The sequence below is a fragment of the Pseudomonas baetica genome, assembly GCF_051216495.1.
In the GTDB taxonomy this organism is placed as follows: Bacteria; Pseudomonadota; Gammaproteobacteria; order Pseudomonadales; family Pseudomonadaceae; genus Aquipseudomonas; species Aquipseudomonas baetica_B.
This window is the reverse complement of the sequence record NZ_JBPKAM010000099.1, coordinates 1-22,039: the sequence shown is the minus strand read 5'-3', so window position 1 is coordinate 22,039 and position 22,039 is coordinate 1. Positions and strand designations below refer to the sequence as shown.

Sequence of the window (22,039 nt, the reverse complement as noted above, 5' to 3'; positions counted from 1 at the left end):
GTGTGTCAGGCGGCATCAATGCTGGATGTGCAGCCCTCTTCGCGAGCAGGCTCGCTCCCACAGGGGGTTGTTTCAGGCTGACACGACTTTCCTGTCTTGCCGATGCAACGCCCCTAGATCGCGATACCCACTGCCTGGATGAATCTGCGGCAAGCGCGGCCCCTCTCCGAACAACTTCTCGCGCAAGGTCCCCGGGGCATATTCAGTCTTGTACGCCCCACGCTTCTGCAATTCCGGCACCAACAATTCCACGGCATCGATGAACGTTTCGTGGGTCAGTGCATAGGCCAGGTTGAAGCCGTCCACATCAGTGTCCTCGACCCATTCCTGCAGCAGGTCGGCCACGGTTTCCGGGCTGCCGACGAACAATGGACCAAAGCCGCCGATGCCCACCCAGTCAGCCAGTTCGTTGGGGGTCCAGACCTTGTTCGGGTCCGCTGTGGAAAACGCCTCCACCGCCGATTGAATGGCGTTGGTGTGCACATGCTTGAGTGGTTCGTCCGGTTTGAACTGGCTGAAATCGATCCCGGTCCACCCCGAAATCAACGCCATGGCGCCTTCATAGCTGACCCAGGTTTTGTATTCCTCGAACTTGGCCTTGGCCTTGGCATCGGTCTCGCCGAGGATCACCGTTTGCAGGTTGAAGATCAGGATTTTCCTTGGATCGCGCCCGGCCTCTGCCGCGCGACGACGGATATCAGCCACGGTTTTCTTCAGCAGCACTTTCGAGGGGGCGGCGACGAATACGCACTCGGCATGTTCAGCGGCGAATTGCTTGCCGCGACTCGATGCACCGGCCTGATACAAAACCGGCGTGCGTTGCGGTGACGGCTCACACAGATGAATGCCCGGGACCTGGAAGTGTTTGCCGACATGCCGGATCTCGTGGATTTTGCTCGGATCGCTGAACACCCGACGCTCACGGTCGCGCAGGATCGCACCCTCTTCCCAGCTGCCTTCCCAGAGCTTGTAGCAAACCTCCAGGTACTCTTCGGCGAAGTCGTAGCGGGCGTCATGTTCGGTCTGGGTTTTCTGCCCGAGGTTCTTCGCGCCGCTTTCCAGGTACGAGGTGACGATGTTCCAGCCGGCGCGGCCCTTGGTCAGGTGGTCAAGGGTCGACAGGCGCCGGGCGAACGGATACGGATGTTCGAACGACAGCGATGCGGTCAGGCCAAACCCCAGATGTTCGGTGACCAGCGCCATGGGCGGGATCAATTGCAGTGGGTCGTTGACCGGCACCTGCGCGGCCTGGCGAATCGCCGCCTCACCGTTGCCGTTGTAGACGTCGTAGATGCCCAGCACATCGGCAATGAACAATCCGTCGAACTTGCCACGCTCAAGGATCTTCGCCAGGTCAGTCCAGTACTCCAGATCCTTGTATTGCCACGAGCGATCCCGCGGATGCGCCCACAACCCCGGCGACTGGTGGCCGACGCAGTTCATGTCAAAGGCGTTAAGACGAATTTCACGGGCCATCAAGCGGCGCTCCGAAGCTTGGGGAATGATTTCCCGGAGCTCTGCAGGAGTCATGCCTGAAAATTAAATCTTTAATTATCAGCCAGTTAACGATCAATCAGAGAAACGCTGACAGCTTTGGAACAACAAAGTGTTTATCCAGTGTTGATCGACCAACAGTTCAAATCACCACGTTGCGCACAAAACGCACCGCCACCGGACCATCGTTGCGATAGGAATGGGGCTGGTTGCTGGCAAACATGAAGAACTCGCCGGCGGCGATGCGGTGCGGTACCTCACCGACCATCACCGTCAGACAACCTTCGAAGACATAAAACTGTTCGCTCCAGCCATCGGCGTCCGGCTCCGAGGGGTAATGCTCGCCGGGTTCCAGGCGCCACTCCCAGAGCTCGACTTCACGACTGGCATTGGCCTTGGCCAGCAACACCGCCTTGCTGCCGGGGATGGTCCCGGCCCAGGCCAATTCATTGATGCGACTGTGGTCGCGCACATCGGGGGCCTGGATCAGATCGCTGAACGCCACGTCCAGGGCCTCGGCCACGCGGTCTAGGGTGGTCAGGCTGACATTCTTCTCGCCGGCCTCGATGGCCACCAGCATGCGCCGGCTGACACCGGACTTTTCCGCCAGGGCTGTCTGGCTCATGTCGGCGGCATGGCGCAAACGCCGAACATTCTGGCTGACGTGCTGCAGGACCGAAGCCCGTTGCGTGGAATCTTTGTGCACTATATTGCTCACTTGATGGTGTTGCGCAGTATACTGCCCAACTTCGGGCGCATTGTGCGTCCCCCTCTTATAGTGTGCAAGATCATGACGTCGGTGAACTCCCCCCAGGCTTCTTCCCGTTTCCTGCGGCTCAGCAAGGCTGAGTGCGTGCTGGTATTGATCACCATGGTCTGGGGCGGGACCTTTCTGCTGGTCCAGCATGCAATGACCGTCAGCGGGCCGATGTTTTTCGTCGGCCTGCGCTTTGCCGCCGCAGCGAGCCTTGTCGCCCTGTTCTCCTGGCGCAGCCTGCGGGAGCTGACCCTGTTCGAACTCAAGGCCGGCGCCTTTATCGGCGTAGCGATCATGCTCGGCTACGGCTTGCAGACCGTCGGCCTGCAAAGCATTCCCAGCAGCCAGTCGGCGTTCATCACGGCGTTGTACGTGCCCTTCGTGCCCTTGCTGCAATGGTTGGTGCTGGGACGTCGCCCCGGGTTGATGCCCAGCCTCGGGATCATGCTGGCATTTACCGGTCTGATGCTGCTGTCGGGGCCGGCCGGCGCGTCCTTCCATTTCAGTCCCGGTGAAATTGCCACGCTGATCAGCGCCATCGCCATTGCCGCGGAAATCATTTTGATCAGCACCTTCGCCGGCCAGGTCGACGTGAAGCGGGTGACGGTGGTGCAACTGGCGGTCACCTCATTGCTGTCGTTCCTGATGGTGGTGCCGACCCAGGAACGCATTCCGGACTTTTCCTGGCTGCTGTTGTGCAGTGCGTTGGGGCTAGGCGCGGCGAGTGCGGCGATTCAGGTGGCGATGAACTGGGCGCAGAAAAGTGTTTCGCCGACTCGGGCGACCCTGATTTATGCCGGTGAGCCGGTGTGGGCCGGGATTGTCGGGCGGATTGCCGGGGAGCGGCTGCCAGCGATTGCCTTGCTGGGGGCCGGGTTGATCGTGGCGGCGGTGATTGTCAGTGAGTTGAAGACCAAGGGTAAGGGTGCTGTGGCTGAGCAAGCCTTGGAGCAGGAAGTACAAGAGTAACCGCAATATCTTCGGTGCTTGATAGATAGCTTTCGCGAGCAGGCTCGCTCCCACAGTTGAAATGCATTCCCTCTGTGGGAGCGAGCCTGCTCGCGAAGGGGCCAGCCCTGCTAAATACAGTCTTCTGAAACAATGTGAATCAAGAATTTTCAGTCTACCTTGTAGGATTCTGCGACAGCTTGGCGTTTGGTGATCCGGGAGCTGGCACGTATGATGCTTCACAAACTTCCGCAGATTAGAAGCCTATGTCCCTGATAGTTCTACTGCTTCTGCCTTTCATAGGCAGCTGTCTGGCAGCGGTGCTGCCACACAACGCGCGTAACACCGAATCCCTCCTGGCTGGCCTGGTTGCCCTGATCGGCACCGTCCAGGTCGCCCTTCTGTACCCGCAAATCGCCCATGGCGGCGTAATCCGTGAAGAGTTCTTCTGGCTGCCGAGCCTGGGCCTGAACTTCGTCCTGCGCATGGACGGTTTCGCCTGGCTGTTCTCGATGCTGGTGCTGGGTATCGGCACATTGGTGTCGCTGTATGCCCGTTACTACATGTCGCCGGACGATCCGGTGCCACGCTTCTTCGCGTTTTTCCTGGCGTTCATGGGCGCCATGCTCGGGTTGGTGATCTCCGGCAACCTGATTCAAATGGTGTTTTTCTGGGAACTGACCAGCCTCTTCTCGTTCCTGCTGATCGGCTACTGGCACCATCGCGCCGATGCCCGACGCGGCGCGTACATGGCGCTGATGGTCACCGGGGCCGGCGGTTTGTGCCTGCTGGCGGGGGTCATGCTGCTTGGCCATGTCGTCGGCAGCTATGACCTGGACAAGGTCCTGGCCGCCGGCGATCTGATTCGTGCCCATGCCCTCTACCCCATCCTTCTGCCCCTGATCCTGATCGGCGCCCTGAGCAAAAGCGCGCAATTTCCCTTCCACTTCTGGCTGCCCCACGCCATGGCCGCGCCGACGCCGGTCTCGGCCTATCTGCACTCGGCGACCATGGTCAAAGCCGGGGTGTTCCTGCTCGCGCGGCTGTGGCCGTCGCTGTCCGGCAGCGAAGAATGGTTCTACATCGTCAGCGGCGCCGGAGCGTGCACCCTGTTGCTCGGCGCCTATTGCGCGATGTTCCAGAACGACCTCAAGGGCCTGCTGGCCTACTCGACCATCAGCCACCTGGGCCTGATCACCCTGCTGCTGGGCCTGAACAGCCCGCTGGCGGCAGTGGCCGCGGTATTCCACATCCTCAACCACGCCACCTTCAAGGCCTCGCTGTTCATGGCCGCCGGGATCATCGACCACGAAAGCGGCACCCGGGACATTCGCCGGCTCAATGGCCTGTTCAAACTGATTCCGTTCACCGCCACCCTGGCCATGGTTGCCAGTGCCTCCATGGCCGGCGTGCCGTTGCTCAACGGCTTCCTGTCGAAAGAAATGTTCTTCGCCGAAACGGTGTTCATCAACGCCACCGCCTGGATCGAAGCAACGCTGCCCATCGTCGCGACCATCGCCGGGACCTTCAGCGTCGCCTACTCCCTGCGTTTCACCGTGGACGTGTTCTTCGGTCCCACCGCCACCGACCTGCCCCACACCCCGCACGAACCGCCGCGCTGGATGCGCGCGCCGGTGGAGTTGCTGGTGTTCACCTGCCTGGTGGTGGGGATCTTTCCGGCGCAAGTAGTCGGCCCGTTGCTGGCCGCCGCCGCGTTGCCGGTGGTGGGCGGCACGCTGCCGGAATACAGCCTGGCGATCTGGCACGGCTTGAACGCGCCAATGATCATGAGCCTGATCGCCATGTCCTGCGGCATCGTGCTGTATCTATTGCTGCGCAATCAGCTCAAGCGCGGACGCTTCCGCTACCCGCCGCTGATTGGCCGGTTCAATGGCAAGCGCCTGTTCGAGCGCAGCCTGGTGATCAAAATGCGCCTGGCTCGTCGCCTGGAGCCGTACATCAGTACCCGACGTCTGCAAACCCAACTGTTCCTGATGGTCCTCGCCGCCGTCCTGGCGGGGTTGATCCCGATGCTGCACAGCAGTCTGCACTGGGGCGACCGGCCAAAAATTCCAGGCTCGATCGTGTTCGTCATCCTTTGGCTGCTGGCGATTGCCTGCGCGCTCGGCGCCGCGTATCAAGCCAAGTACCACCGTCTCGCCGCCCTGACCATGGTCAGCGTCTGCGGCCTGATGACCTGCGTGACTTTCGTCTGGTTCTCGGCACCGGACCTGGCCTTGACGCAACTGGTGGTCGAAGTGGTGACCACCGTGCTGATCCTGCTGGGCCTGCGCTGGCTGCCACGCCGGATCGAAGAGGTGTCGCCCTTGCCGAGCAGCCTGCGCAAGGCGCGTATCCGGCGTATCCGCGACTTGCTGCTGTCGGCTGTGGTTGGCGGCGGCATGGCGTTGCTGGCCTACGCGATGTTGACGCGCCAGACGCCGAACGATATTTCCTCCTTCTATTTGAGTCGCGCCTTGCCCGAGGGCGGCGGCAGCAACGTGGTCAACGTGATGCTGGTGGACTTCCGCGGCTTCGACACCCTCGGTGAAATCACCGTGCTGGTGGCGGTAGCGCTGACGGTGTTCGCCCTGCTGCGCCGTTTCCGCCCGCCGAAGGAGAGCCTGCAGTTGCCGGCCCAGCAGCGTTTGCTGGCGCCCGACGTGGTCACTGACCTGGTCAACCCGCGCCAGGCCAGCGACACCGCCCTGGGTTTCATGATGGTCCCGGCGGCGCTGGTGCGCCTGCTGCTGCCGATTGCCCTGGTGGTGTCGTTCTACCTGTTCATGCGCGGGCATAACCAACCGGGCGGCGGTTTCGTCGCGGGACTGGTGATGTCGGTGGCATTCATCCTGCAATACATGGTGGCGGGCACCCAGTGGGTCGAGGCCCAGATGAGCCTGCGACCGCTGCGCTGGATGAGCACCGGCCTGCTGTTCGCCACGGTCACCGGCCTGGGTGCGATGGCGGTCGGCTATCCGTTCCTGACCACCCACACCTGGCATTTCAGCCTGCCGCTGCTGGGCGACATTCACCTGGCCAGCGCGCTGTTCTTTGATGTCGGCGTGTACGCCGTGGTGGTCGGCTCGACACTGCTGATCCTCACCGCCCTCGCCCACCAATCGGTCCGGGGCCACAAGACCGCTGCCCAGCCCAAACCCGTCGTCATCAAGGAGGCCGTCTGATGGAAGAAGTCATCGCAATCGCCATCGGCGCACTGGCCGCCTCTGGTGTCTGGCTGATCCTGCGTCCCCGGACATTCCAGGTGGTCATGGGCCTGTGCCTGCTGTCCTATGGCGTCAACCTGTTCATCTTCAGCATGGGCAGCCTGTTCATCGGCAAGGAGCCGATCATCAAGGACGGCGTGCCGCAGGACCTGCTGCACTACACCGACCCGTTGCCGCAAGCGCTGGTACTGACCGCGATCGTCATCAGCTTCGCCATGACCGCGCTGTTCCTGGTGGTCTTGCTGGCCTCTCGGGGCCTGACCGGCACCGACCATGTGGATGGCCGGGAGCCTAAAGAATGAATGCGATGACGCACCTGATCGCGGCCCCCATCCTGCTGCCGCTGCTAACCGCCGCCGTCATGCTGATGCTCGGCGAGAAACATCGCCCGCTCAAGGCCAAAATCAATCTGTGTTCCAGCCTGCTGGGCCTGGGTATTTCGCTGTTGCTGCTGCAATGGACGCAAACCACCGGTGTGCCCGGCTCCATCGGCGTCTACCTGCCGGGCAACTGGCAGGTGCCGTTCGGCCTGGTGCTGGTGGTCGATCGCCTGTCGGCGCTGATGCTGGTGCTGACCGGGATCATCGGCGTCAGCGCCCTGCTGTTTGCCATGGCCCGTTGGGACAGCGCAGGTTCGAGTTTCCACGCGCTGTTCCAGATCCAGTTGATGGGACTGTATGGCGCGTTCCTGACGGCGGATCTGTTCAACCTGTTCGTGTTCTTCGAAGTGCTGCTGGCCGCGTCCTATGGCCTGATGCTGCACGGCTCGGGCCGGGCGCGGGTGTCGTCCGGACTGCATTACATCTCGATCAACCTGTTGGCTTCGACCCTGTTCCTGATCGGCGCGGCGCTGATCTATGGCGTCACCGGTACCCTGAACATGGCCGACCTGGCGCTGAAAATCCCCCTGGTGCCAGAGGCCGATCGCGGCCTGCTGCACGCGGGTGCGGGCATCCTGGCGGTAGCGTTCCTGGCCAAGGCCGGGATGTGGCCGCTGAACTTCTGGCTGGTGCCGGCGTATTCCTCGGCGAGCGCACCGGTGGCGGCGATGTTCGCGATCATGACCAAGGTCGGCGTCTATACCTTCCTGCGCCTGTGGACCCTGCTGTTCTCCGGTCAGGCCGGGGCGTCGGCGTACTTCGGTGGCGACTGGCTGATCTACGGCGGCATGGCAACCATCGTCTGCGCCGCCGTGGCGATCCTCGCCGCGCAACGCCTGGAACGCATGGCCAGCCTGAGCATTCTGGTGTCGGCGGGGATCCTGCTGTCGGCCATCGGTTTCGCCCAACCGAACCTGATCGGCGCGGCGCTGTTCTATCTGGTCAGCTCGACCCTGGCCTTGAGTGCGTTGTTCCTGCTGGCCGAGTTGATCGAACGCTCACGCTCGGCCGGCGAAATCCCGCTGGAAGATGAAAACGAAATGCTGCCGCGACCGCAAGAATCGTCGGCGCTGGTCAAGGGCATCAACCTCGACGACGACCAGAAAGCCGTGGTCGGCCAGGTGATTCCCTGGACCATGGCCTTTCTCGGTTTGAGCTTCATTGCCTGCACCCTGCTGATCGTCGGCATGCCGCCACTCTCCGGGTTCATCGGCAAGCTCGGGCTGCTCAGCGCCCTGCTCAATCCGTTGGGCCTGGGTAACGAAGCAGCGATCTCAAATGCCGCGTGGGGTTTGCTGGCGTTACTGATCCTTTCTGGCCTGGCCTCGCTTCTGGCCTTTTCGCGCCTGGGCATCCAGCGTTTCTGGTCGCCGGCTGAACGACCGTCACCGGTACTGCGTCGCCTGGAATGCGTGCCGATCTTCGCCCTGCTGGGTTTGAGCATCGCGTTGACCTTCAAGGCCGAACCGCTGCTGCGCTATACCCAGGCCGCCGCCGATGCCTTGAACAATCCGCAGCAATACGTGATGGCCGTGCTCGGCACCCGTGCCGTTCCGGGGCCGGAAGCCAGGGCCGCGTTGCTGGAGGTGCAACCATGAAGCGACTGTTTCCCGCGCCGTGGCTATCGCTGGCCCTGTGGTTGTTGTGGCTGGTGCTGAACCTGTCGATGAGCCCCGGCAACCTGCTGCTGGGTGCCGCGCTGGGCTTCTGCGCACCATTGATGATGCGCAAGTTGCGGCCGCAGTCGATCCGCATCCGCCGACCGGGAGTGATCCTGCGCCTGTTCCTGGTGGTCGGTCGCGATGTACTGGCATCCAATCTCGCCGTGGCCTGGGGCGTGCTCAACGCCAACCGTCGCCCGCCGCGCTCGCGGTTCATCAAGGTGCCGCTGGACCTGCGCGATGCCAATGGCCTGGCGACCTTGTCGATGATCTGCACTGTGGTGCCCGGCACGGTCTGGTCGGAACTGGCGCTGGACCGCAGCGTTCTGTTGCTGCATGTCTTCGATCTGGATGAAGAAGCGCCGTTCATCGAGCACTTCAAGGCGACCTATGAGCGCCCGTTGATGGAGATTTTCGAATGAGCGCCTTGCTGTCGAACGCAATCCTGCTGAGCCTGTTCCTGTTTTCCGTGGCGATGATCCTGACCCTGATCCGCCTGTTCAAGGGGCCATCCGCCCAGGACCGGGTGCTGGCGCTGGACTACCTGTACATCGTCGCCATGCTGATGATGCTGACCCTGGGCATTCGCTATGCCAGTGATACCTACTTCGAGGCGGCACTGCTGATCGCACTGTTCGGCTTCGTCGGCTCGTTTGCCCTGGCGAAATTCCTGCTGCGTGGTGAGGTGATCGAATGACCGTCGAATTGTCGATGTGGGTGGAAATCGCTGTGGCAATCCTGCTGGTGTTCGGCAGCCTGTTTGCCCTGATCGGCGCCATTGGCCTGGTACGAATGAAAGATTACTTCCAGCGCATGCACCCGCCCGCGCTGGCCTCGACCCTGGGTGCGTGGTGCGTGGCGCTGGCGTCGATCATCTACTTTTCGGGTCTAAAGTCTTCGCCCGTCTTGCATGCGTGGCTGATCCCGATCCTGCTGGCGATTACCGTGCCGGTGACCACCTTGCTGCTGGCGCGGGCAGCGCTGTTCCGCAAGCGCATGGCCGGGGATGATGTGCCGGCGGAGGTGAGCAGCCGGCGTACCGAACCTGGCATTTGAATTCGGAATTTGTATTGATCGGGCCGGCCTCTTCGCGAGCAGGCTCGCTCCCACATTGAATTGCATTTCCCCTGTGGGAGCGAGTCTGCTCGCGAAGACGTCAGTCGGGGCAACTCAGACCCAGGCCACCGCCAACAACCCGCCTCCCAACACCACACACAACGGCGAGTAAACCCAGGTATCCCACCGGGCAAACCGCGAATCCTTGATCTCCTTGAAAAAACCCACCAGCTCCGAATCGCCAATCGCCCGGGCGAACAGCAGTATCGCGATTGCGCTGATCACCCACTGCAGCGACCGATGCTCTACCTGCGGCAGCCACCAGCCGACCCGTAGACAGACCAGCGCGGAAATCACCAACAAGGCAGCAGCCACCAGCAGCGTGACCCAACCTCGCGGTTCGAAGGCCGGTTGCAAGTGCACACCGCCCTCCACCGGCACCTGGGGTACGGCCGCCACCGCCGCCCATTCCCCACCCAACGCCCAATACACATGTACCGAACTGATCGCTGCAAATATCGTCACCAGCCATTGAGCCAACGCAAAGGTCATGGTTGAAGATCCTTGAAAGAGATTTGGACAAAATCATCGTAGTCGGCATTTTTTGACGTGCACGACCGGTCGGCGGAGGAGTAAAGTGCCGCCCCATGAAATTCTCCCGCTCCGATCGCTCACTGCTGGCCTGGACGCTCTATTGCTGCGTTCTGCTCAACGTGTTCGCCTGCAGCATCGGTCACGGGCAAATGGTCGGAATGCAGCTCAACGGCATCGGCGGCCAGTTCTGTACGGTCGACCCGGCGACCCAGGCACCGGTCTCGAGCCCATCTTCCAAAGAACAACTGCCGACCCTGTCCCAAGCATTCGGCTGTCCTCTGTGCTCCACCGGGGGCATGGGCCCGGCATTCAACTCCAGCCTGACCCTGGCCATCCTTCCGGAGCAACACAGCCCGCCCCTGGCGCCCATTGCCAGTGCCGACCTCCCTGCCCGCTTCACCTGGCCTTCGGCCAACCCGCGCGCGCCGCCGCTCGCCTGAATCACTTCGCTTTTATCAATCAGCTCACTTCGTTTACGCGAAGCGATTGCGTGTGCGCTGATTCTCTAGCCAAGAATTCAGGATTCATCGATGAAACACGTCCCTTTACTGGCCAGCCTGTTCGGCTGCCTGTCCGTTAACGCCTGGGCGCAATCGACCATCGACCTCGCCCCCATCACTGTCGACGGCGAGCAAGATGCCGAACCGGGCCTCAACCTTGATCAATCCAGCGGCATGGCCTCGCGACTGGGATTGAGCGTGCGGGAAACCCCGGCCTCGGTGGCCATCGCCAACCGCAACGACATCGAGCGCCATGGCGCACAGAATTTCCAGGACGCCGCCAACACCCTGCCCGGCGTGAACGCGAGCGCACCACCGGGCTTTGGCGGTTTCGTCTCGTACCGGGGGTTCACCAGCAGCCAGATCACTCAGATGTTCAACGGCGTCAATGTCTCCGGCGGCCTCGCCCGGCCGGTGGATGCCTGGATTTACGACCGGGTGGAGTTGGTCGGCGGTCCGTCATCGCTGATCAACGGTGCCGGCTCCGTGGGCGGCTCGCTGAACTACGTGACCAAACTGGCGACCCGTGACGAGCAGGCACTCGAAGGTCGGGTCAGCTACGGCACCTACGACACCAGCGAAACCGCCTTCGGCCTCAATCACGCCCTGAGCGAGGCCGGCGCGGACGTGCAGCATTACGCACGCCTCGATGTCAGCCATAACACCGGCAACGGTTACATCGACCGCCAGGAACGCGATGCCTGGAGCCTGGCGTTCTCCTTGCTCAGCGACCTGACGCCGGACCTGTCCCACACCCTGGCCCTGGAGTACCAGGACGAACACGAAGACAGCCCTTACTGGGGCACTCCGGTTTTGAATCCCAAGGCTGGCGAATTGAAGATCGATAAACACAATCGCTTCAACAACTACAACGTCGAGGACGGCCGCTACGAGCAGCGGACGATCTGGGTGCGTTCGATCATCGACTACCGGATCAACGACAGCACCACCCTGCGCAACATGCTTTACCACCTCGACAGCCAGCGCGATTACCGCAACCTGGAAACCTACCAGTACAACGCCGACAACACCGTGGTGAACCGCTCCACGGCGTATCAGGTACGGCACCAGGGCGAGCAGAACGGCAACCAGTTCGAAGTGCGCCACGACAACACGCTGCTGGGGCTGGCGACCACCTGGTCTGGCGGTTTCGAGTACAAGGTCAACCAGACCACCAACTTCCCCCTGAACGTCAAAGGTGCCAGCACGGTCGACCCCAACAACTACTCGCCGGGTCACTTCTACGACATCCCGGGCACGCAACAGGGTTTCGTCAGCGACAAGACCAACGAGGTCACCACCAAAGCCCTGTTCGTCGAAAATCGCCTGGCACTCACCGACAAACTGTCGTTGCTCACCGGTCTGCGCTACGACGACATCGACCTCGACGTGACCAACCACCGCGTCGTGACCGCCAGTAATCCTCGACACCTCAAGCGCAGTTGGGAACCAGTCACCGGACGGGTCGGCCTGACCTATCAAATTCTGCCTTCGGCCAACGTCTACGCGCAGTACAGCACCGCCGCCGAGCAACCCAATGGCACCCAAGACTTCGATGTGTCCACCGGCAAGCAATGGGAGATCGGCAGCAAGTTCGATTACCTGGACGGCCGGGGTGCAGCGACGGTGGCGGCGTACACGATCGAGCGCAAGGACTTCGCGGTAACCGCCCCGCTGGACCCGACTTCGAGCATTCCGGTGGGCCAGCAAACCTCCAACGGCATTGAACTGGCCAGTTCACTGCGAGTCACCGACAAGCTGCTGGTCGAGGGCAACTTTGCCTGGGTCGATGCCCAATACGACGAGTTCACGGAAAAGAACGCAGCGGGCCAAGTAGTTTCACGTAAGGGCAACACACCGACCAACGTGCCGGATCGGGTGGGCAATCTGTGGCTGACGTATGATTTTTCGCCGCAATGGCAAGGGGGTGTGGACGCACGCTACGTGGCGTCGGTGTTCGCCGACAGCGCCAATACCATGACCGTACCGTCGTACACGTTGTTCGGCTCGTTTTTGAGTTACAAGGTCGATCGGCATACCACCGTCACCGGTCGGGTGCGTAACCTGACCAATGAGGTGTATGCCGAGTTTGCCCATGTGTCGCCGGCGTACTACCTGGGTACGCCGCGGACTTTTGAGTTGGCGGTGCAGACCAGGTTCTAAAAGCAAAAGCTTCGCGAGCAGGCTCGCTCCCACAGGTAATGTGCTATCCATTGTGGGAGCGAGCCTGCTCGCGAAAGCGATATCAGCCCTACTACATCATTTCAACTCGGCAGACACCTTGTCCGCCACCTCCCTGGGCACCCAGGCCTTCCACACATCCGGGTGTTTCTTCATGAAATCTTCCGCCGCCTGACGTGGCGGGGTATGTTTTTCGCTCATGTCTGCCAAAGCCTTGTTCAACGGATCGATGGGAAAATCGACCTTGCTGAAGAACTCGGTAATCTGTGGATACTGCTTCTGAAACGGCGTGGACACGCCAATGGACAATTTCGAAGGCAGCGACCGGGTGGGTTGCGGATTGGGGTTGTCGGCGTCGGTCAGGGTCTTCCAGGCTTCGGCATCGAAGGGCGGCTCTTCCAGTTGAATCAGTTTGAAGCGACCGAGCAATGGCGTAGGCGACCAGTAATAGAACAACACCGGTTTACCCCGGCGAATCGACGAACTGATCTCCGCGTCCAATGCCGCCCCCGAACCGCTGCGGAAATTGACGTAGCTGTCGTCCAGTCCATAAGCCTTTAACTTCTGCTTGTTGACCACTTCCGAGGTCCAGCCGATGGGGCTGTTGAGGAAACGCCCCTTGTTGGGTGCTTCCGGGTCCTTGAACACGTCTTTGTATTTGGGCAGATCGCTGACGCTGCGCAGGTCCGGCGCCATCGCCTTGATGCCCTTGCCCGGGTCGCCCTTGATCACGTATTCCGGCACCCACCAGCCTTCGGTGGCACCCTTGACCGTATCGCCAAGCGCGACCACCTTGCCCTCGGCCTCGGCCTTGACCCACACCGGACTGCGCCCGGCCCACTCCTCGCCAATGACCTGGATGTCATTGTTGGCCAGTGCGGTCTCGAGGGTAATGGTGGTGCCCGGCAATGTGTCGGTGGGCAGGCCGTAGCCCTTCTCGACAATGATCCGCAGGATATCGGTGATCAGGCTGCCGCTTTCCCAGTTCAGGTCGGCGAAATGGATTGGCGCCTGGGCGGCCAGCACCGGAACGGGAGACGCCAACAATCCGCAAGTGGCCAGGACAGCAGCCAGCATCCGTCGAAAACCTTTCATGCTTTTGCACCTCGTGCTGTTCACAGCAATAGCAGGACGGCCAGGCAGAAGACCGCAAAGCCTCTGAAACTTCAGTCAATTGACTGTAGTAGAGGTTCCTGCTTTCGAGGGACTCGGACTAAATTTCGGAAGTTTCCTGCAAACGCACCAGCTCTCTTCTGACCATGCTGGCGTATTCCGCCGGCTTCAACGAGTAAAGCTGCCCCGCTACCCAATTCAGCCAGCTTCCCTGCAGAACGGCCTTCTGCTCGAACAGCCTCAAGGCTTCGGCCTGAGCACTGGCCTGGTTCTGTTGGTGGAAGTCGGCGCGGGTCAGGCTCATCACTCGCTGGCCTTGAACGTCACCAGTTCACCTTTGCGCCACTTGGCGGCCTTGGCGGTCACGGCTTTGAGCGTCTTGGTCAGACCTTCCTGCAATTGCTGATGGGCAGCGAACACCGTCACCGCACTGTGACCTTCCTTGAACACGATGGCCTCACCATCGGCAGTGGTCACGAAGGCGTAGTCGCCCAGGCCATAGACCGTCATCTTGATTTCGCGGAACCTGATCTCCAGCTTGCCGCCTTCGCGACTGGGCAGGACCGAGGCGCTGAAATGATCGCCGACCTTGAGTTTGAGGCCCGGCTTATCGTCCACCACCAGCGCCGATTCGGTGTCGATCTCGGCGACGTAGATACCTTCGGCGTTCTGTTCGGTGATGTAAACGAAACGTGTCTGAAATTGTTTAACCAGCTTTGCGCGCAAATCACCCAGCACGAACAAAGCATGCATATCGAGATTACTGACTGCCAAGGAACCATCCCCACACTGAAAAATGATGCCGCGCGCCTGAAAAGCGCACAGCCGAAAAAAGCGGCAATGCCGAAGGTGAAGCCAAATAAACCCGGGTCGAGATCCTGTATGAGCAGAACGCTCACCTATCGCGAGGCGTGAACAGACTACTGGACGCCGCTCGCCTCGTCCTGCCTGGCTTTCGTCAAAGGTTGAAGGAAATCACCCTACTTACGGCCAGAGAAAATACGGACTATCAACTTCAGGGAAAAAACTCTTGAAAAAAAGCACTTTTCTGACATATCGCCAGCCGAAAATTGCTTTAGATAAACATCGATCACCCACCAGTGAGGGTGATTCTAGAGCAGCCATGCTCACCGAGACTACCCATATAGACGTACATACGTCGGTAAAAACATCGAAAAGGACTTCTTATGTGCACGCTGACACACTTTGCCCACCCCTTGGCACCCGCATCGATTCAACATTCGCCAATGTTGCAGCACCCTGAACTTCAGCCACAAGGCCCCGGAACGCCAAGATTTCAGGTGATATTGGCCGGCAATGCGTTCTTTCATATCAAAGAAATTTCCACCGGACATGTAAGAGGTTTCCGCGCCAATCATAACGATGCCTGCGCCCTCGCCCGCTCGCTTGAGTCACGTATGTGACCGCGGCGGTCGATGCCGGTGCCTGGAAAGCCTGAGGGTCAAGTTTGCGGTCTATGCTCACTCTTGCCTTTGAACATTGTTTTCGAACGTTTGAAGTCTGGCTCTCTCCCAAGTAATAGCACCGAGGCTCAGGCCTCGAACCCGACTCGCACCTGACAGGAGATGAAAATGGAATCACCGACTCATGACTTGAAAGGTTTGTTCGACCAGCTCGGCCTGGACTCCAACCAGACCGCTATCGACGATTTCATTGCCAGCCACTCCCCCCTGCCCGACAACAAGAAGCTCATCGATGCCGAGTTCTGGACCCCGCAACAGGCCGGCTTTCTAAAGGAACAACTGCGTGAAGACGCCGACTGGGCGCGGGTGGTAGACGACCTGAACCTGCGCATGCACCAGGTACACTGACCTCAGGCACAATGCAGGCTGTCTGGCGTATTGGCGTTCAGTTGCGCCAACCAGGCAGCCTTGCACGCTTGCGCTTCATCGCGGCTGGAGAAGGCCGTGCCGCGGCGTTCGCCATTCACCAGCACCACCCAGCACACCCTCTGCCCCAAGGCTCGCAAACTGGCGGGTACACCACTGCCGATCATGACGGCGACATCGACTCTGCTTTGCATGTTGCCCTCCGAACTCCGTTAGCAACCTAACTATGTAGATAGAGTAATGAGTTCGCTCACGGGGAAACAGCAACACTTTGCACAGCTTCGTTGCCAAAGCCGTAACAATCGACACATTTCTGTGATCGATCTTACGGTTGCTACAGAGATCCCCTGTGGGAGCGAGCCTGCTCGCGAAGAGGCCGTCAACCTCAACATCCATGCTGACTGATGCACCGCTTTCGCGAGCAGGCTCGCTCCCACAAAGAGATAGGCTGCGGGAGAACCTACGGTTACCGATGCTTCTCCGGTTTGTACCCCAACCGCAACCCACCCCAATGCCGGCCCTTGAGCATGATCGGCACCGAAAGATCATGCATCAGCTCTCCGGTGTCGCGGGTGTAGGTCTGCAGCAGCACCGCCTGCTGATGACTGCCGCAGCGAATCCCGGTGCGGTCGGCGAATTTGCGCTTGGTGCGGTTTTGCAGGGTATCAACCTGCTCGTCACCGGTCAGTGGCTGACTGAAGACGTTATTGTGAGTCGGCACATAGCCCTGCTGGGTGCAGGCAATCGCGAACACCAGGCCTTCATGACGTGGTAGCAAGGGCTCCTGAATCGCCGGCAGGACTTGATCGGTGTAGCGGTCGAAACGCGTCTGGTACTTGGCCGGACGGGTATCGGGAATCGTCTGGTATTGGCGGTCGAACAGGTCGTCGAGGCTGATTCGGCCGGCGTCGACATCCGCTTCAAAACGCGCCGCAATCTGACTGGCGCCTTCGCGTGCCAGGTCGTAGATCCGTTGGTGATAGTCATCAAGACCGACTTCGGCCAGACGCTCGCTGATGGTTTCGGCCTGCCCTTCCATCTGCACCGCGGCCTCGGCCAGGTGCCGGGTCTGCTGATCGCTGATAGCCAAGTCGCTGCGCATCTGTTGGATGGCGTGAAACAGGCTGTCGAGTTGTTCGCGATTGGTCTCGGCACCGTGGGCGATTTCCCCGACCTGGGTTTCGACGCTGGCCGCGAGTCGAGCGATGTTTTCCAGATGCTGGCCAGTGTGTTCGACCTGCTCGACGCCGATGTCCAGGTCACTCGACAGCTGACGGATCTGTTCCACCACCTGTGCGGTGCGCTGCTGGATATCGGCCACCATCTCGCCGACTTCACCGGTCGCCGTCGCCGTGCGCGCCGCGAGCCCGCGCACTTCGTCGGCCACCACCGCAAAGCCGCGACCGTGCTCCCCCGCCCGCGCCGCTTCAATCGCCGCGTTCAAGGCCAGCAGGTTGGTCTGGCTGGCAATGGACTGGATCACCAGCGTCACGCGCTGGATATCGTCACTGCGCTGGCTCAAGGCTTCGATCATTTCCCGGCTGCCGTTGGCCCGCTGGCTGAGCTGGTGCATGCGCGCAATCGACTCGATCAACTCCGTTCGGCCCGCCGCGCCGCTCTGATGCGCCTCGCTCGCGGCCCCCAAGGCTTCGCGACTGAGGGTCGAGGTGGCCTGTTCGGTGGCAATCATGACTTCAGCATTGCTGACGATCTGCGCCGCGGCGCCGAGTTGCGATTGAAGCCTGTCTGCCAGTTGCTTGACCGAAAAGGCCACACCGGCGGCGGACAGAGCGTTATGACTGGTGGTGTGGGAAAGATCACGAGTCAACGCGGCAATGGCGTCGGTCGAATCAGCGGGAGCGGCCTCAAGGGGTGCACGCGAACGCAGGCGGGGTAGCCAAACAACCAGCACGGCCACTGGCAGGCCAAGGTAAAGCGACCAACCGCCAAGCGTCATGCCACATAGCAACAGCATCAGGGCGATGCTTTGCAGCGTGGGCGTCAACCAGCGGTTTTTCGGCAAAAACACGGGCGCAGGCACCGCCGTAACCGCAGAGCCATCTCTCGTCATCGTAGTTACCCCAAGCATCTTCTAATTGTTGTCTTCGCATTAAGCGCCACTAAAAGGCCATTATCCATAAGCCTTTAGTCGCGGGTGTTGCAGCAGATCAATAGAAAATTTCTCGGACGACAAAAAGCATCGCGGGCAAGCCCGCTCCCACAGATTCATCGTGAACCCTGTGGGAGCGGGCTTGCCCGCGATGGGGCACTACCGAATCAAGCCTGACGCTGGTGCTTGTCGATCTGCTCGTGACGTTCTTGAGCTTCGATGCAGTACTTGGTGGTCGGGCTGATCAACAGGCGCTTGAGGCCGATAGGCTCACCGCTGTCGTCGCACCAGCCGAAGCTGTCTTCTTTAATACGCTCCAGCGCTTGTTCCAACTGAGGCAGCATGCGCTGGTCGCGATCGATAGCGTTCACCAGCCAGGTGCGCTCTTCTTCAACCGACGCCGCGTCAGCCGGATCCGCCGGGGTGTCCAGGCTTTCGATGGCGATGCGGTTCTGCTCGATGCGCTCATGGGTTTCGACTTTCATGTTCTGCAACAGCTCGGTGAAAAAAGCATGTTGCTCGGCATTCATGTAGTCATCCGCCGGCATGGCCAGCAACTTGTCCTTTGTCATTGATATCTCTATAAAAAAACGTGCATTAAGGCGAATTAGGGAGCGTTCCGGCAGACCGCTGCAGGTCATCGGAAAGGCGCCGTTTGTTCCAAGCGCCACCCGGCACTCAATTTACGAGGGGCGGCAGTCTAAGGCCGACTTGAGGCCTCAGCAACTGAAAAGACAGCGAATTTGTCCGACAAGGCCTCGAAAATGCGCTATGGCAGGCATCCAGGCGGATATCGGAGTGCGTTTATAGCAAGAAATTCAATCCAGCGGAGCTATATAGAAGACAAACGGCTAAGCGGCAGCCCCCCTGTTTGCAGGTAGCGCTGGCTCGGCTAAGGTTGCTCTTCCCGAAACGGCCATCTCAAGGAGCGGTTAAATGAAGCTGATCGGCATGCTGGATTCTCCCTATGTGCGACGCGTCGCCATTTCTGCCAAACGACTGGGCATCGAGCTTGCGCACGAATCGGTCTCGGTGTTCAGGACGTTCGAGCAGTTCCAGCGGATAAACCCGGTGGTCAAGGCCCCTACCCTGGTGCTGGATGACGGCGAAGTGTTGATGGACTCCACGCTGATCATCGATTACCTGGAAGCACTGTCCGGCCCGGAACGCAGCTTGATGCCCGCCAGCCTCGAAGACCGCTTGCGCGCCTTGCGCCTGATCGGCCTGGCGTTGGCAGCGTGTGAAAAATCGGTGCAGCTTTATTACGAGCGCAACCTGCGGCCGGCCGAAATTCAGTATGAACCCTGGGTTGAGCGGGTCGAGGGCCAATTGGCCGCCGCCTATAAGGCACTGGAGCGGGAGCTGGAAAAGCAACCGTTGAACACCGATGGCTTGATCGATCAGGCGGGCATTACCCTGGCGGTGGCGTGGAGCTTTACCTGTTACGTGGTGCCGGATCAGGTGTCGGTTGAACAGTTCCCGAGGATTGCGGCGTTCACCGAGTATGCCGAGGGGTTGGAGGTGTTTATCAGCACTCCGATTGACTGACAGGTTTGCGAACTTGATTTGCCCCCTTCGCGAGCAGGCTCGCTCCCACATTAAGTCGCGGTTAATTGTGGGAGCGAGCCTGCTCGCGAATGAAGTCAGTGCATGAACAAGGCAATCAGGATAATGATCGGAATCGGTACGCCAATCAGGAACAGCAGTATCGAACGCATGAGAGTTCTCCCGGATTAACAACAATGCCGCGCTTCAATCAGGAAGCAGCAGTGAACGTGCCAACCGGGCTTCAATGGATAAATCGTTATAGATCATCAGACTATAAATTTTGAACTTCCCTGGCCCATGCAATCTGCAACGAACCGGTCAACCCGGCGGGCGTTATGCATTAACGCCAGATAGCATCGGTGTACTGTGCAAGCGCTGATGCAACATGAAAGTTAATTTATTAAGCGGCGAGCAATTCTTGGCAAAATACGCCCCACTCCTTATTGAATCGATTATCAGGCCAACCCTATGACCCGCATCTTGACCATCGAAGACGACGCCGTGACCGCCCGGGAAATTGTCGCCGAATTGAGCAATCACGGCCTCGACGTCGACTGGGTCGACAACGGGCGCGAGGGGCTGGAACGCGCGGTCAGCGGCAACTATGACCTGATCACCCTCGACCGCATGCTGCCCGAGCTCGATGGCCTGGCGATCGTCACCACGCTGCGGACCATGGGCGTGGCCACACCGATCCTGATGATCAGCGCCCTCTCCGATGTCGACGAACGCGTGCGCGGTTTGCGCGCAGGCGGCGACGACTACCTGACCAAACCCTTCGCCACCGATGAGATGGCCGCCCGGGTCGAAGTCCTGCTGCGCCGGCAGAACACTGTGACCGCCCAGGCCACCACGCTGCGGGTAGCGGACCTGGAGTTGAACCTGATCAGCCACGAAGCCAGCCGCGACGGTCAATTGCTCACCCTGCTACCCACCGAATACAAGCTGCTGGAATTCCTGATGCGTAACACCGGGCAGATCCTGTCGCGGATGATGATCTTCGAAGAAGTCTGGGGTTATCACTTTGACCCCGGCACCAACCTGATCGATGTGCACATCGGTCGCCTGCGCAAAAAAATCGACCCACCCGGCAATGTCCCGTTGATTCGAACCGTACGAGGCTCGGGTTATGTCATTGCCGAACCCGTCTAAAGGCTGGCGTTCTTCCAGCAGTCGCCTGCTGGCGCTCTACAGTGCGTTGTTCGTGGCCTGGAGCGGGATTCTCATGGGCGTCATGTACTACGAGGTGTCCGCTTACCTGGACAACCTGGCCAAGCACTCGCTGATGCAGCGCCAGCATCTGTTTTCGCACTTCCAGGGCGAACAACTGTCGGACGCCCTGGCCGTCAGCATGACCTTCGACATTCGCGGCATCGACGCCTATGGCCTGTTCGATGCCGAGCATCGTTACCTCAGCGGTGCCCTGCGCCACATCCCCAAAGGCCTGCCGCTGGACGGCAAGATCCACATGCTCAACGACTGCGCCGGCTACGATGACCCGACCTTGCCCGCCGACAGCTGCGATGCGGTGGCGACCCAGACCAGGGACGGACGCTGGCTGGTACTGGTGCGGGACAACGGCTCGTTGTTCGCCGTGACCCGAATCATCCTCCACGCCTTGCTTTGGGGCGTAACCCTGACCATCCTGCCGGGCATCGTCGGCTGGCACCTGCTGCGGCGCCGACCACTTCGACGGATTCGCGGGATTCAGGCCAGCGCCGAGGCCATCGTCGCCGGGGACCTCACCCGACGCCTGCCGCTGTCCAACCGCCGCGACGAACTGGACATGTTGGCCGCCATCGTCAACGCCATGCTTGAACGTATCGAACGTCTGATGCACGAGGTCAAGGGCGTGTGCGACAACATTGCCCATGATTTGCGCACCCCGCTGACCCGCTTGCGCGCGCAGTTGTACCGCATGCAACAGCAGGCCGGAGAAGGCTCGACAGAGGCGGCGCAACTGGATTTGGTGTTGGCCGAGGCCGACACATTGATGGCGCGGTTTCGCGGGTTGCTGCGGATTTCCGAGCTGGAGGATCGTCAGCGCCGATCCGGATTCGTGCAGCTTGATCCAGTGTCGTTGCTGCAGGAACTGCATGAGTTCTATCTGCCATTGGCCGAAGACGATGGCCTGAGGTTTGAACTGCAACTGCCAGCTTCATTGCCGTCGCTCAATGGCGATCGCGCCTTGCTGTTTGAAGCGGTGGCGAATCTGCTCAGCAACTCGATCAAATTCACCCCACCCGGTGGCCGGGTGATTTTGCGCGGGGTCAACGAGAACGGTCACACCCGCATCGAAGTGCTCGACTCCGGCCCTGGTATTCCAGAAGCGGAACGAGTGGCGGTGTTTCAGCGGTTTTATCGCGCCGAGGTGGGTAACCAGAAAAGCGGGTTTGGGCTGGGGCTGTCGATCGTTGCGGCGATTGTCAGCTTGCATGGGTTTTCGCTGGAGGTGGGTGAAAGTGAACTGGGTGGAGCGCGGTTGGTGCTCGATTGCCAGGAAAGCTTGATCCCTCAGACCTGATGCTGCCACCCCCTGTAGGGGGGGGGGGGGGGGGGGGGGGGGGGGGGGGGGGGGGGGGGGGGGGGGGGGGGGGGGGAGGGCAGGGGGGAGGGAGGG

The 22,039-nt window shown here is 60.5% G+C and carries 23 protein-coding genes; 14 read left to right on the top strand and 9 right to left on the bottom strand.

Annotated elements, in window-relative coordinates; translation table 11 throughout:
* Positions 1-72: 72 nt before the first annotated feature.
* Positions 73-1,476, bottom strand: a complete 1,404-nt coding sequence (locus tag ACSFE6_RS25670) for an LLM class flavin-dependent oxidoreductase (protein WP_435430206.1) — start codon at positions 1,474-1,476, stop codon at positions 73-75.
* Positions 1,477-1,636: 160 nt separating this feature from the next.
* Positions 1,637-2,200: a helix-turn-helix domain-containing protein gene (locus ACSFE6_RS25665; protein ID WP_435430205.1), complete on the bottom strand. Its 564-nt coding sequence runs from the start codon at positions 2,198-2,200 to the stop codon at positions 1,637-1,639.
* A gap of 15 nt (positions 2,201-2,215) precedes the next feature.
* On the opposite strand from ACSFE6_RS25665, the gene ACSFE6_RS25660 reads away from it, so the two are divergent.
* The 7 genes from ACSFE6_RS25660 (at position 2,216) to ACSFE6_RS25630 (ending at position 9,523) form a co-directional block, all read left to right on the top strand.
* Positions 2,216-3,220, top strand: coding sequence for a DMT family transporter (locus ACSFE6_RS25660; protein WP_435430209.1), 1,005 nt, complete (start codon positions 2,216-2,218; stop codon positions 3,218-3,220).
* Between the two features lie 245 nt (positions 3,221-3,465).
* Positions 3,466-6,384 carry a monovalent cation/H+ antiporter subunit A gene (locus ACSFE6_RS25655; RefSeq protein WP_435430204.1) on the top strand — a complete coding sequence of 973 codons (2,919 nt, stop codon included), beginning with the start codon at positions 3,466-3,468 and terminating at the stop codon, positions 6,382-6,384.
* Positions 6,384-6,728, top strand: a complete 345-nt coding sequence (locus ACSFE6_RS25650) for a Na+/H+ antiporter subunit C (protein ID WP_095196030.1) — start codon at positions 6,384-6,386, stop codon at positions 6,726-6,728. The genes ACSFE6_RS25655 and ACSFE6_RS25650 overlap by 1 nt, the downstream gene beginning before the upstream one ends.
* A complete protein-coding gene (locus tag ACSFE6_RS25645; protein WP_435430203.1) occupies positions 6,725-8,404 on the top strand; it encodes a monovalent cation/H+ antiporter subunit D in 1,680 nt (559 codons plus the stop codon). The genes ACSFE6_RS25650 and ACSFE6_RS25645 overlap by 4 nt, the downstream gene beginning before the upstream one ends.
* Entirely contained in the window at positions 8,401-8,889 is a 489-nt protein-coding gene (locus tag ACSFE6_RS25640; RefSeq protein WP_435430202.1) for a Na+/H+ antiporter subunit E, read from the top strand. The genes ACSFE6_RS25645 and ACSFE6_RS25640 overlap by 4 nt, the downstream gene beginning before the upstream one ends.
* Positions 8,886-9,164: a K+/H+ antiporter subunit F gene (locus ACSFE6_RS25635; protein WP_075949011.1), complete on the top strand. Its 279-nt coding sequence runs from the start codon at positions 8,886-8,888 to the stop codon at positions 9,162-9,164. The genes ACSFE6_RS25640 and ACSFE6_RS25635 overlap by 4 nt, the downstream gene beginning before the upstream one ends.
* Positions 9,161-9,523, top strand: a complete 363-nt coding sequence (locus ACSFE6_RS25630; RefSeq protein WP_435430201.1) for a Na+/H+ antiporter subunit G — start codon at positions 9,161-9,163, stop codon at positions 9,521-9,523. The genes ACSFE6_RS25635 and ACSFE6_RS25630 overlap by 4 nt, the downstream gene beginning before the upstream one ends.
* Positions 9,524-9,637: 114 nt before the next feature.
* On the opposite strand, the gene ACSFE6_RS25625 is transcribed toward ACSFE6_RS25630, so the two are convergent.
* Positions 9,638-10,075, bottom strand: a complete 438-nt coding sequence (locus tag ACSFE6_RS25625; protein ID WP_435430200.1) for a DUF3995 domain-containing protein — start codon at positions 10,073-10,075, stop codon at positions 9,638-9,640.
* Positions 10,076-10,170: 95 nt separating this feature from the next.
* On the opposite strand from ACSFE6_RS25625, the gene ACSFE6_RS25620 reads away from it, so the two are divergent.
* Both ACSFE6_RS25620 and ACSFE6_RS25615 read left to right on the top strand, forming a co-directional pair.
* A complete protein-coding gene (locus ACSFE6_RS25620; RefSeq protein ID WP_435430199.1) occupies positions 10,171-10,557 on the top strand; it encodes a DUF2946 domain-containing protein in 387 nt (128 codons plus the stop codon).
* Positions 10,558-10,647: 90 nt separating this feature from the next.
* Complete coding sequence (locus tag ACSFE6_RS25615; protein ID WP_435430198.1) at positions 10,648-12,780, top strand: TonB-dependent receptor; 2,133 nt, start codon at positions 10,648-10,650, stop codon at positions 12,778-12,780.
* A 96-nt stretch (positions 12,781-12,876) separates the two neighbouring features.
* Here ACSFE6_RS25615 and ACSFE6_RS25610 read toward each other — a convergent pair whose 3' ends face one another.
* The 3 genes from ACSFE6_RS25610 to ACSFE6_RS25600 all read right to left on the bottom strand — a co-directional run bounded on the left by ACSFE6_RS25610 (position 12,877) and on the right by ACSFE6_RS25600 (position 14,664).
* Positions 12,877-13,893: an ABC transporter substrate-binding protein gene (locus tag ACSFE6_RS25610; protein ID WP_435430197.1), complete on the bottom strand. Its 1,017-nt coding sequence runs from the start codon at positions 13,891-13,893 to the stop codon at positions 12,877-12,879.
* A gap of 118 nt (positions 13,894-14,011) precedes the next feature.
* Entirely contained in the window at positions 14,012-14,215 is a 204-nt protein-coding gene (locus ACSFE6_RS25605) for a hypothetical protein (protein WP_435430196.1), read from the bottom strand.
* Positions 14,215-14,664, bottom strand: a complete 450-nt coding sequence (locus ACSFE6_RS25600) for a hypothetical protein (protein ID WP_435430208.1) — start codon at positions 14,662-14,664, stop codon at positions 14,215-14,217. The genes ACSFE6_RS25605 and ACSFE6_RS25600 overlap by 1 nt, the downstream gene beginning before the upstream one ends.
* A 434-nt stretch (positions 14,665-15,098) precedes the next feature.
* Between ACSFE6_RS25600 and ACSFE6_RS25595 the strand changes: the two genes are divergently transcribed.
* Complete coding sequence (locus ACSFE6_RS25595) at positions 15,099-15,335, top strand: hypothetical protein (RefSeq protein ID WP_435430195.1); 237 nt, start codon at positions 15,099-15,101, stop codon at positions 15,333-15,335.
* Between the two features lie 168 nt (positions 15,336-15,503).
* Entirely contained in the window at positions 15,504-15,743 is a 240-nt protein-coding gene (locus ACSFE6_RS25590; protein WP_435430194.1) for a DUF2789 domain-containing protein, read from the top strand.
* A 2-nt stretch (positions 15,744-15,745) separates the two neighbouring features.
* Here the strand turns inward: ACSFE6_RS25590 and ACSFE6_RS25585 are convergent, their stop codons facing one another.
* From ACSFE6_RS25585 to ACSFE6_RS25575, 3 genes are all read right to left on the bottom strand, one after another.
* Positions 15,746-15,955: a hypothetical protein gene (locus ACSFE6_RS25585; protein ID WP_435430193.1), complete on the bottom strand. Its 210-nt coding sequence runs from the start codon at positions 15,953-15,955 to the stop codon at positions 15,746-15,748.
* A 272-nt stretch (positions 15,956-16,227) separates the two neighbouring features.
* On the bottom strand, positions 16,228-17,451 hold the full coding sequence (locus ACSFE6_RS25580; protein ID WP_435430207.1) for a methyl-accepting chemotaxis protein: 1,224 nt from the start codon (positions 17,449-17,451) through the stop codon (positions 16,228-16,230).
* A gap of 587 nt (positions 17,452-18,038) precedes the next feature.
* Positions 18,039-18,443, bottom strand: a complete 405-nt coding sequence (locus ACSFE6_RS25575; protein ID WP_065260998.1) for a TraR/DksA family transcriptional regulator — start codon at positions 18,441-18,443, stop codon at positions 18,039-18,041.
* Between the two features lie 364 nt (positions 18,444-18,807).
* Between ACSFE6_RS25575 and ACSFE6_RS25570 the strand changes: the two genes are divergently transcribed.
* The 3 genes from ACSFE6_RS25570 to ACSFE6_RS25560 all read left to right on the top strand — a co-directional run bounded on the left by ACSFE6_RS25570 (position 18,808) and on the right by ACSFE6_RS25560 (position 21,943).
* A complete protein-coding gene (locus ACSFE6_RS25570) occupies positions 18,808-19,419 on the top strand; it encodes a glutathione S-transferase (protein ID WP_435430192.1) in 612 nt (203 codons plus the stop codon).
* A 468-nt stretch (positions 19,420-19,887) separates the two neighbouring features.
* Positions 19,888-20,571, top strand: coding sequence for a response regulator transcription factor (locus tag ACSFE6_RS25565; protein ID WP_103395605.1), 684 nt, complete (start codon positions 19,888-19,890; stop codon positions 20,569-20,571).
* Positions 20,549-21,943 (top strand): sensor histidine kinase, encoded by a 1,395-nt coding sequence (locus tag ACSFE6_RS25560; RefSeq protein WP_435430191.1) that lies wholly within the window; start codon positions 20,549-20,551, stop codon positions 21,941-21,943. The genes ACSFE6_RS25565 and ACSFE6_RS25560 overlap by 23 nt, the downstream gene beginning before the upstream one ends.
* The last annotated feature ends 96 nt before the right edge of the window (positions 21,944-22,039 follow it).

What these genes read in the sequence shown, in the direction of transcription:
- ACSFE6_RS25670 (WP_435430206.1), bottom strand. Translation starts at nt 1,476, where the DNA reads ATGGCCCGTGAAATTCGTCTTAACGCCTTTGACATGAACTGCGTCGGC.
- ACSFE6_RS25660 (WP_435430209.1), top strand. Translation starts at nt 2,216, where the DNA reads ATGGTGTTGCGCAGTATACTGCCCAACTTCGGGCGCATTGTGCGTCCC.
- ACSFE6_RS25655 (WP_435430204.1), top strand. Translation starts at nt 3,466, where the DNA reads ATGTCCCTGATAGTTCTACTGCTTCTGCCTTTCATAGGCAGCTGTCTG.
- ACSFE6_RS25650 (WP_095196030.1), top strand. Translation starts at nt 6,384, where the DNA reads ATGGAAGAAGTCATCGCAATCGCCATCGGCGCACTGGCCGCCTCTGGT.
- ACSFE6_RS25645 (WP_435430203.1), top strand. Translation starts at nt 6,725, where the DNA reads ATGAATGCGATGACGCACCTGATCGCGGCCCCCATCCTGCTGCCGCTG.
- ACSFE6_RS25640 (WP_435430202.1), top strand. Translation starts at nt 8,401, where the DNA reads ATGAAGCGACTGTTTCCCGCGCCGTGGCTATCGCTGGCCCTGTGGTTG.
- ACSFE6_RS25635 (WP_075949011.1), top strand. Translation starts at nt 8,886, where the DNA reads ATGAGCGCCTTGCTGTCGAACGCAATCCTGCTGAGCCTGTTCCTGTTT.
- ACSFE6_RS25630 (WP_435430201.1), top strand. Translation starts at nt 9,161, where the DNA reads ATGACCGTCGAATTGTCGATGTGGGTGGAAATCGCTGTGGCAATCCTG.
- ACSFE6_RS25625 (WP_435430200.1), bottom strand. Translation starts at nt 10,075, where the DNA reads ATGACCTTTGCGTTGGCTCAATGGCTGGTGACGATATTTGCAGCGATC.
- ACSFE6_RS25620 (WP_435430199.1), top strand. Translation starts at nt 10,171, where the DNA reads ATGAAATTCTCCCGCTCCGATCGCTCACTGCTGGCCTGGACGCTCTAT.
- ACSFE6_RS25615 (WP_435430198.1), top strand. Translation starts at nt 10,648, where the DNA reads ATGAAACACGTCCCTTTACTGGCCAGCCTGTTCGGCTGCCTGTCCGTT.
- ACSFE6_RS25610 (WP_435430197.1), bottom strand. Translation starts at nt 13,893, where the DNA reads ATGAAAGGTTTTCGACGGATGCTGGCTGCTGTCCTGGCCACTTGCGGA.
- ACSFE6_RS25605 (WP_435430196.1), bottom strand. Translation starts at nt 14,215, where the DNA reads ATGAGCCTGACCCGCGCCGACTTCCACCAACAGAACCAGGCCAGTGCT.
- ACSFE6_RS25600 (WP_435430208.1), bottom strand. Translation starts at nt 14,664, where the DNA reads ATGCATGCTTTGTTCGTGCTGGGTGATTTGCGCGCAAAGCTGGTTAAA.
- ACSFE6_RS25595 (WP_435430195.1), top strand. Translation starts at nt 15,099, where the DNA reads ATGTGCACGCTGACACACTTTGCCCACCCCTTGGCACCCGCATCGATT.
- ACSFE6_RS25590 (WP_435430194.1), top strand. Translation starts at nt 15,504, where the DNA reads ATGGAATCACCGACTCATGACTTGAAAGGTTTGTTCGACCAGCTCGGC.
- ACSFE6_RS25585 (WP_435430193.1), bottom strand. Translation starts at nt 15,955, where the DNA reads ATGCAAAGCAGAGTCGATGTCGCCGTCATGATCGGCAGTGGTGTACCC.
- ACSFE6_RS25580 (WP_435430207.1), bottom strand. Translation starts at nt 17,451, where the DNA reads ATGATTGCCACCGAACAGGCCACCTCGACCCTCAGTCGCGAAGCCTTG.
- ACSFE6_RS25575 (WP_065260998.1), bottom strand. Translation starts at nt 18,443, where the DNA reads ATGACAAAGGACAAGTTGCTGGCCATGCCGGCGGATGACTACATGAAT.
- ACSFE6_RS25570 (WP_435430192.1), top strand. Translation starts at nt 18,808, where the DNA reads ATGAAGCTGATCGGCATGCTGGATTCTCCCTATGTGCGACGCGTCGCC.
- ACSFE6_RS25565 (WP_103395605.1), top strand. Translation starts at nt 19,888, where the DNA reads ATGACCCGCATCTTGACCATCGAAGACGACGCCGTGACCGCCCGGGAA.
- ACSFE6_RS25560 (WP_435430191.1), top strand. Translation starts at nt 20,549, where the DNA reads ATGTCATTGCCGAACCCGTCTAAAGGCTGGCGTTCTTCCAGCAGTCGC.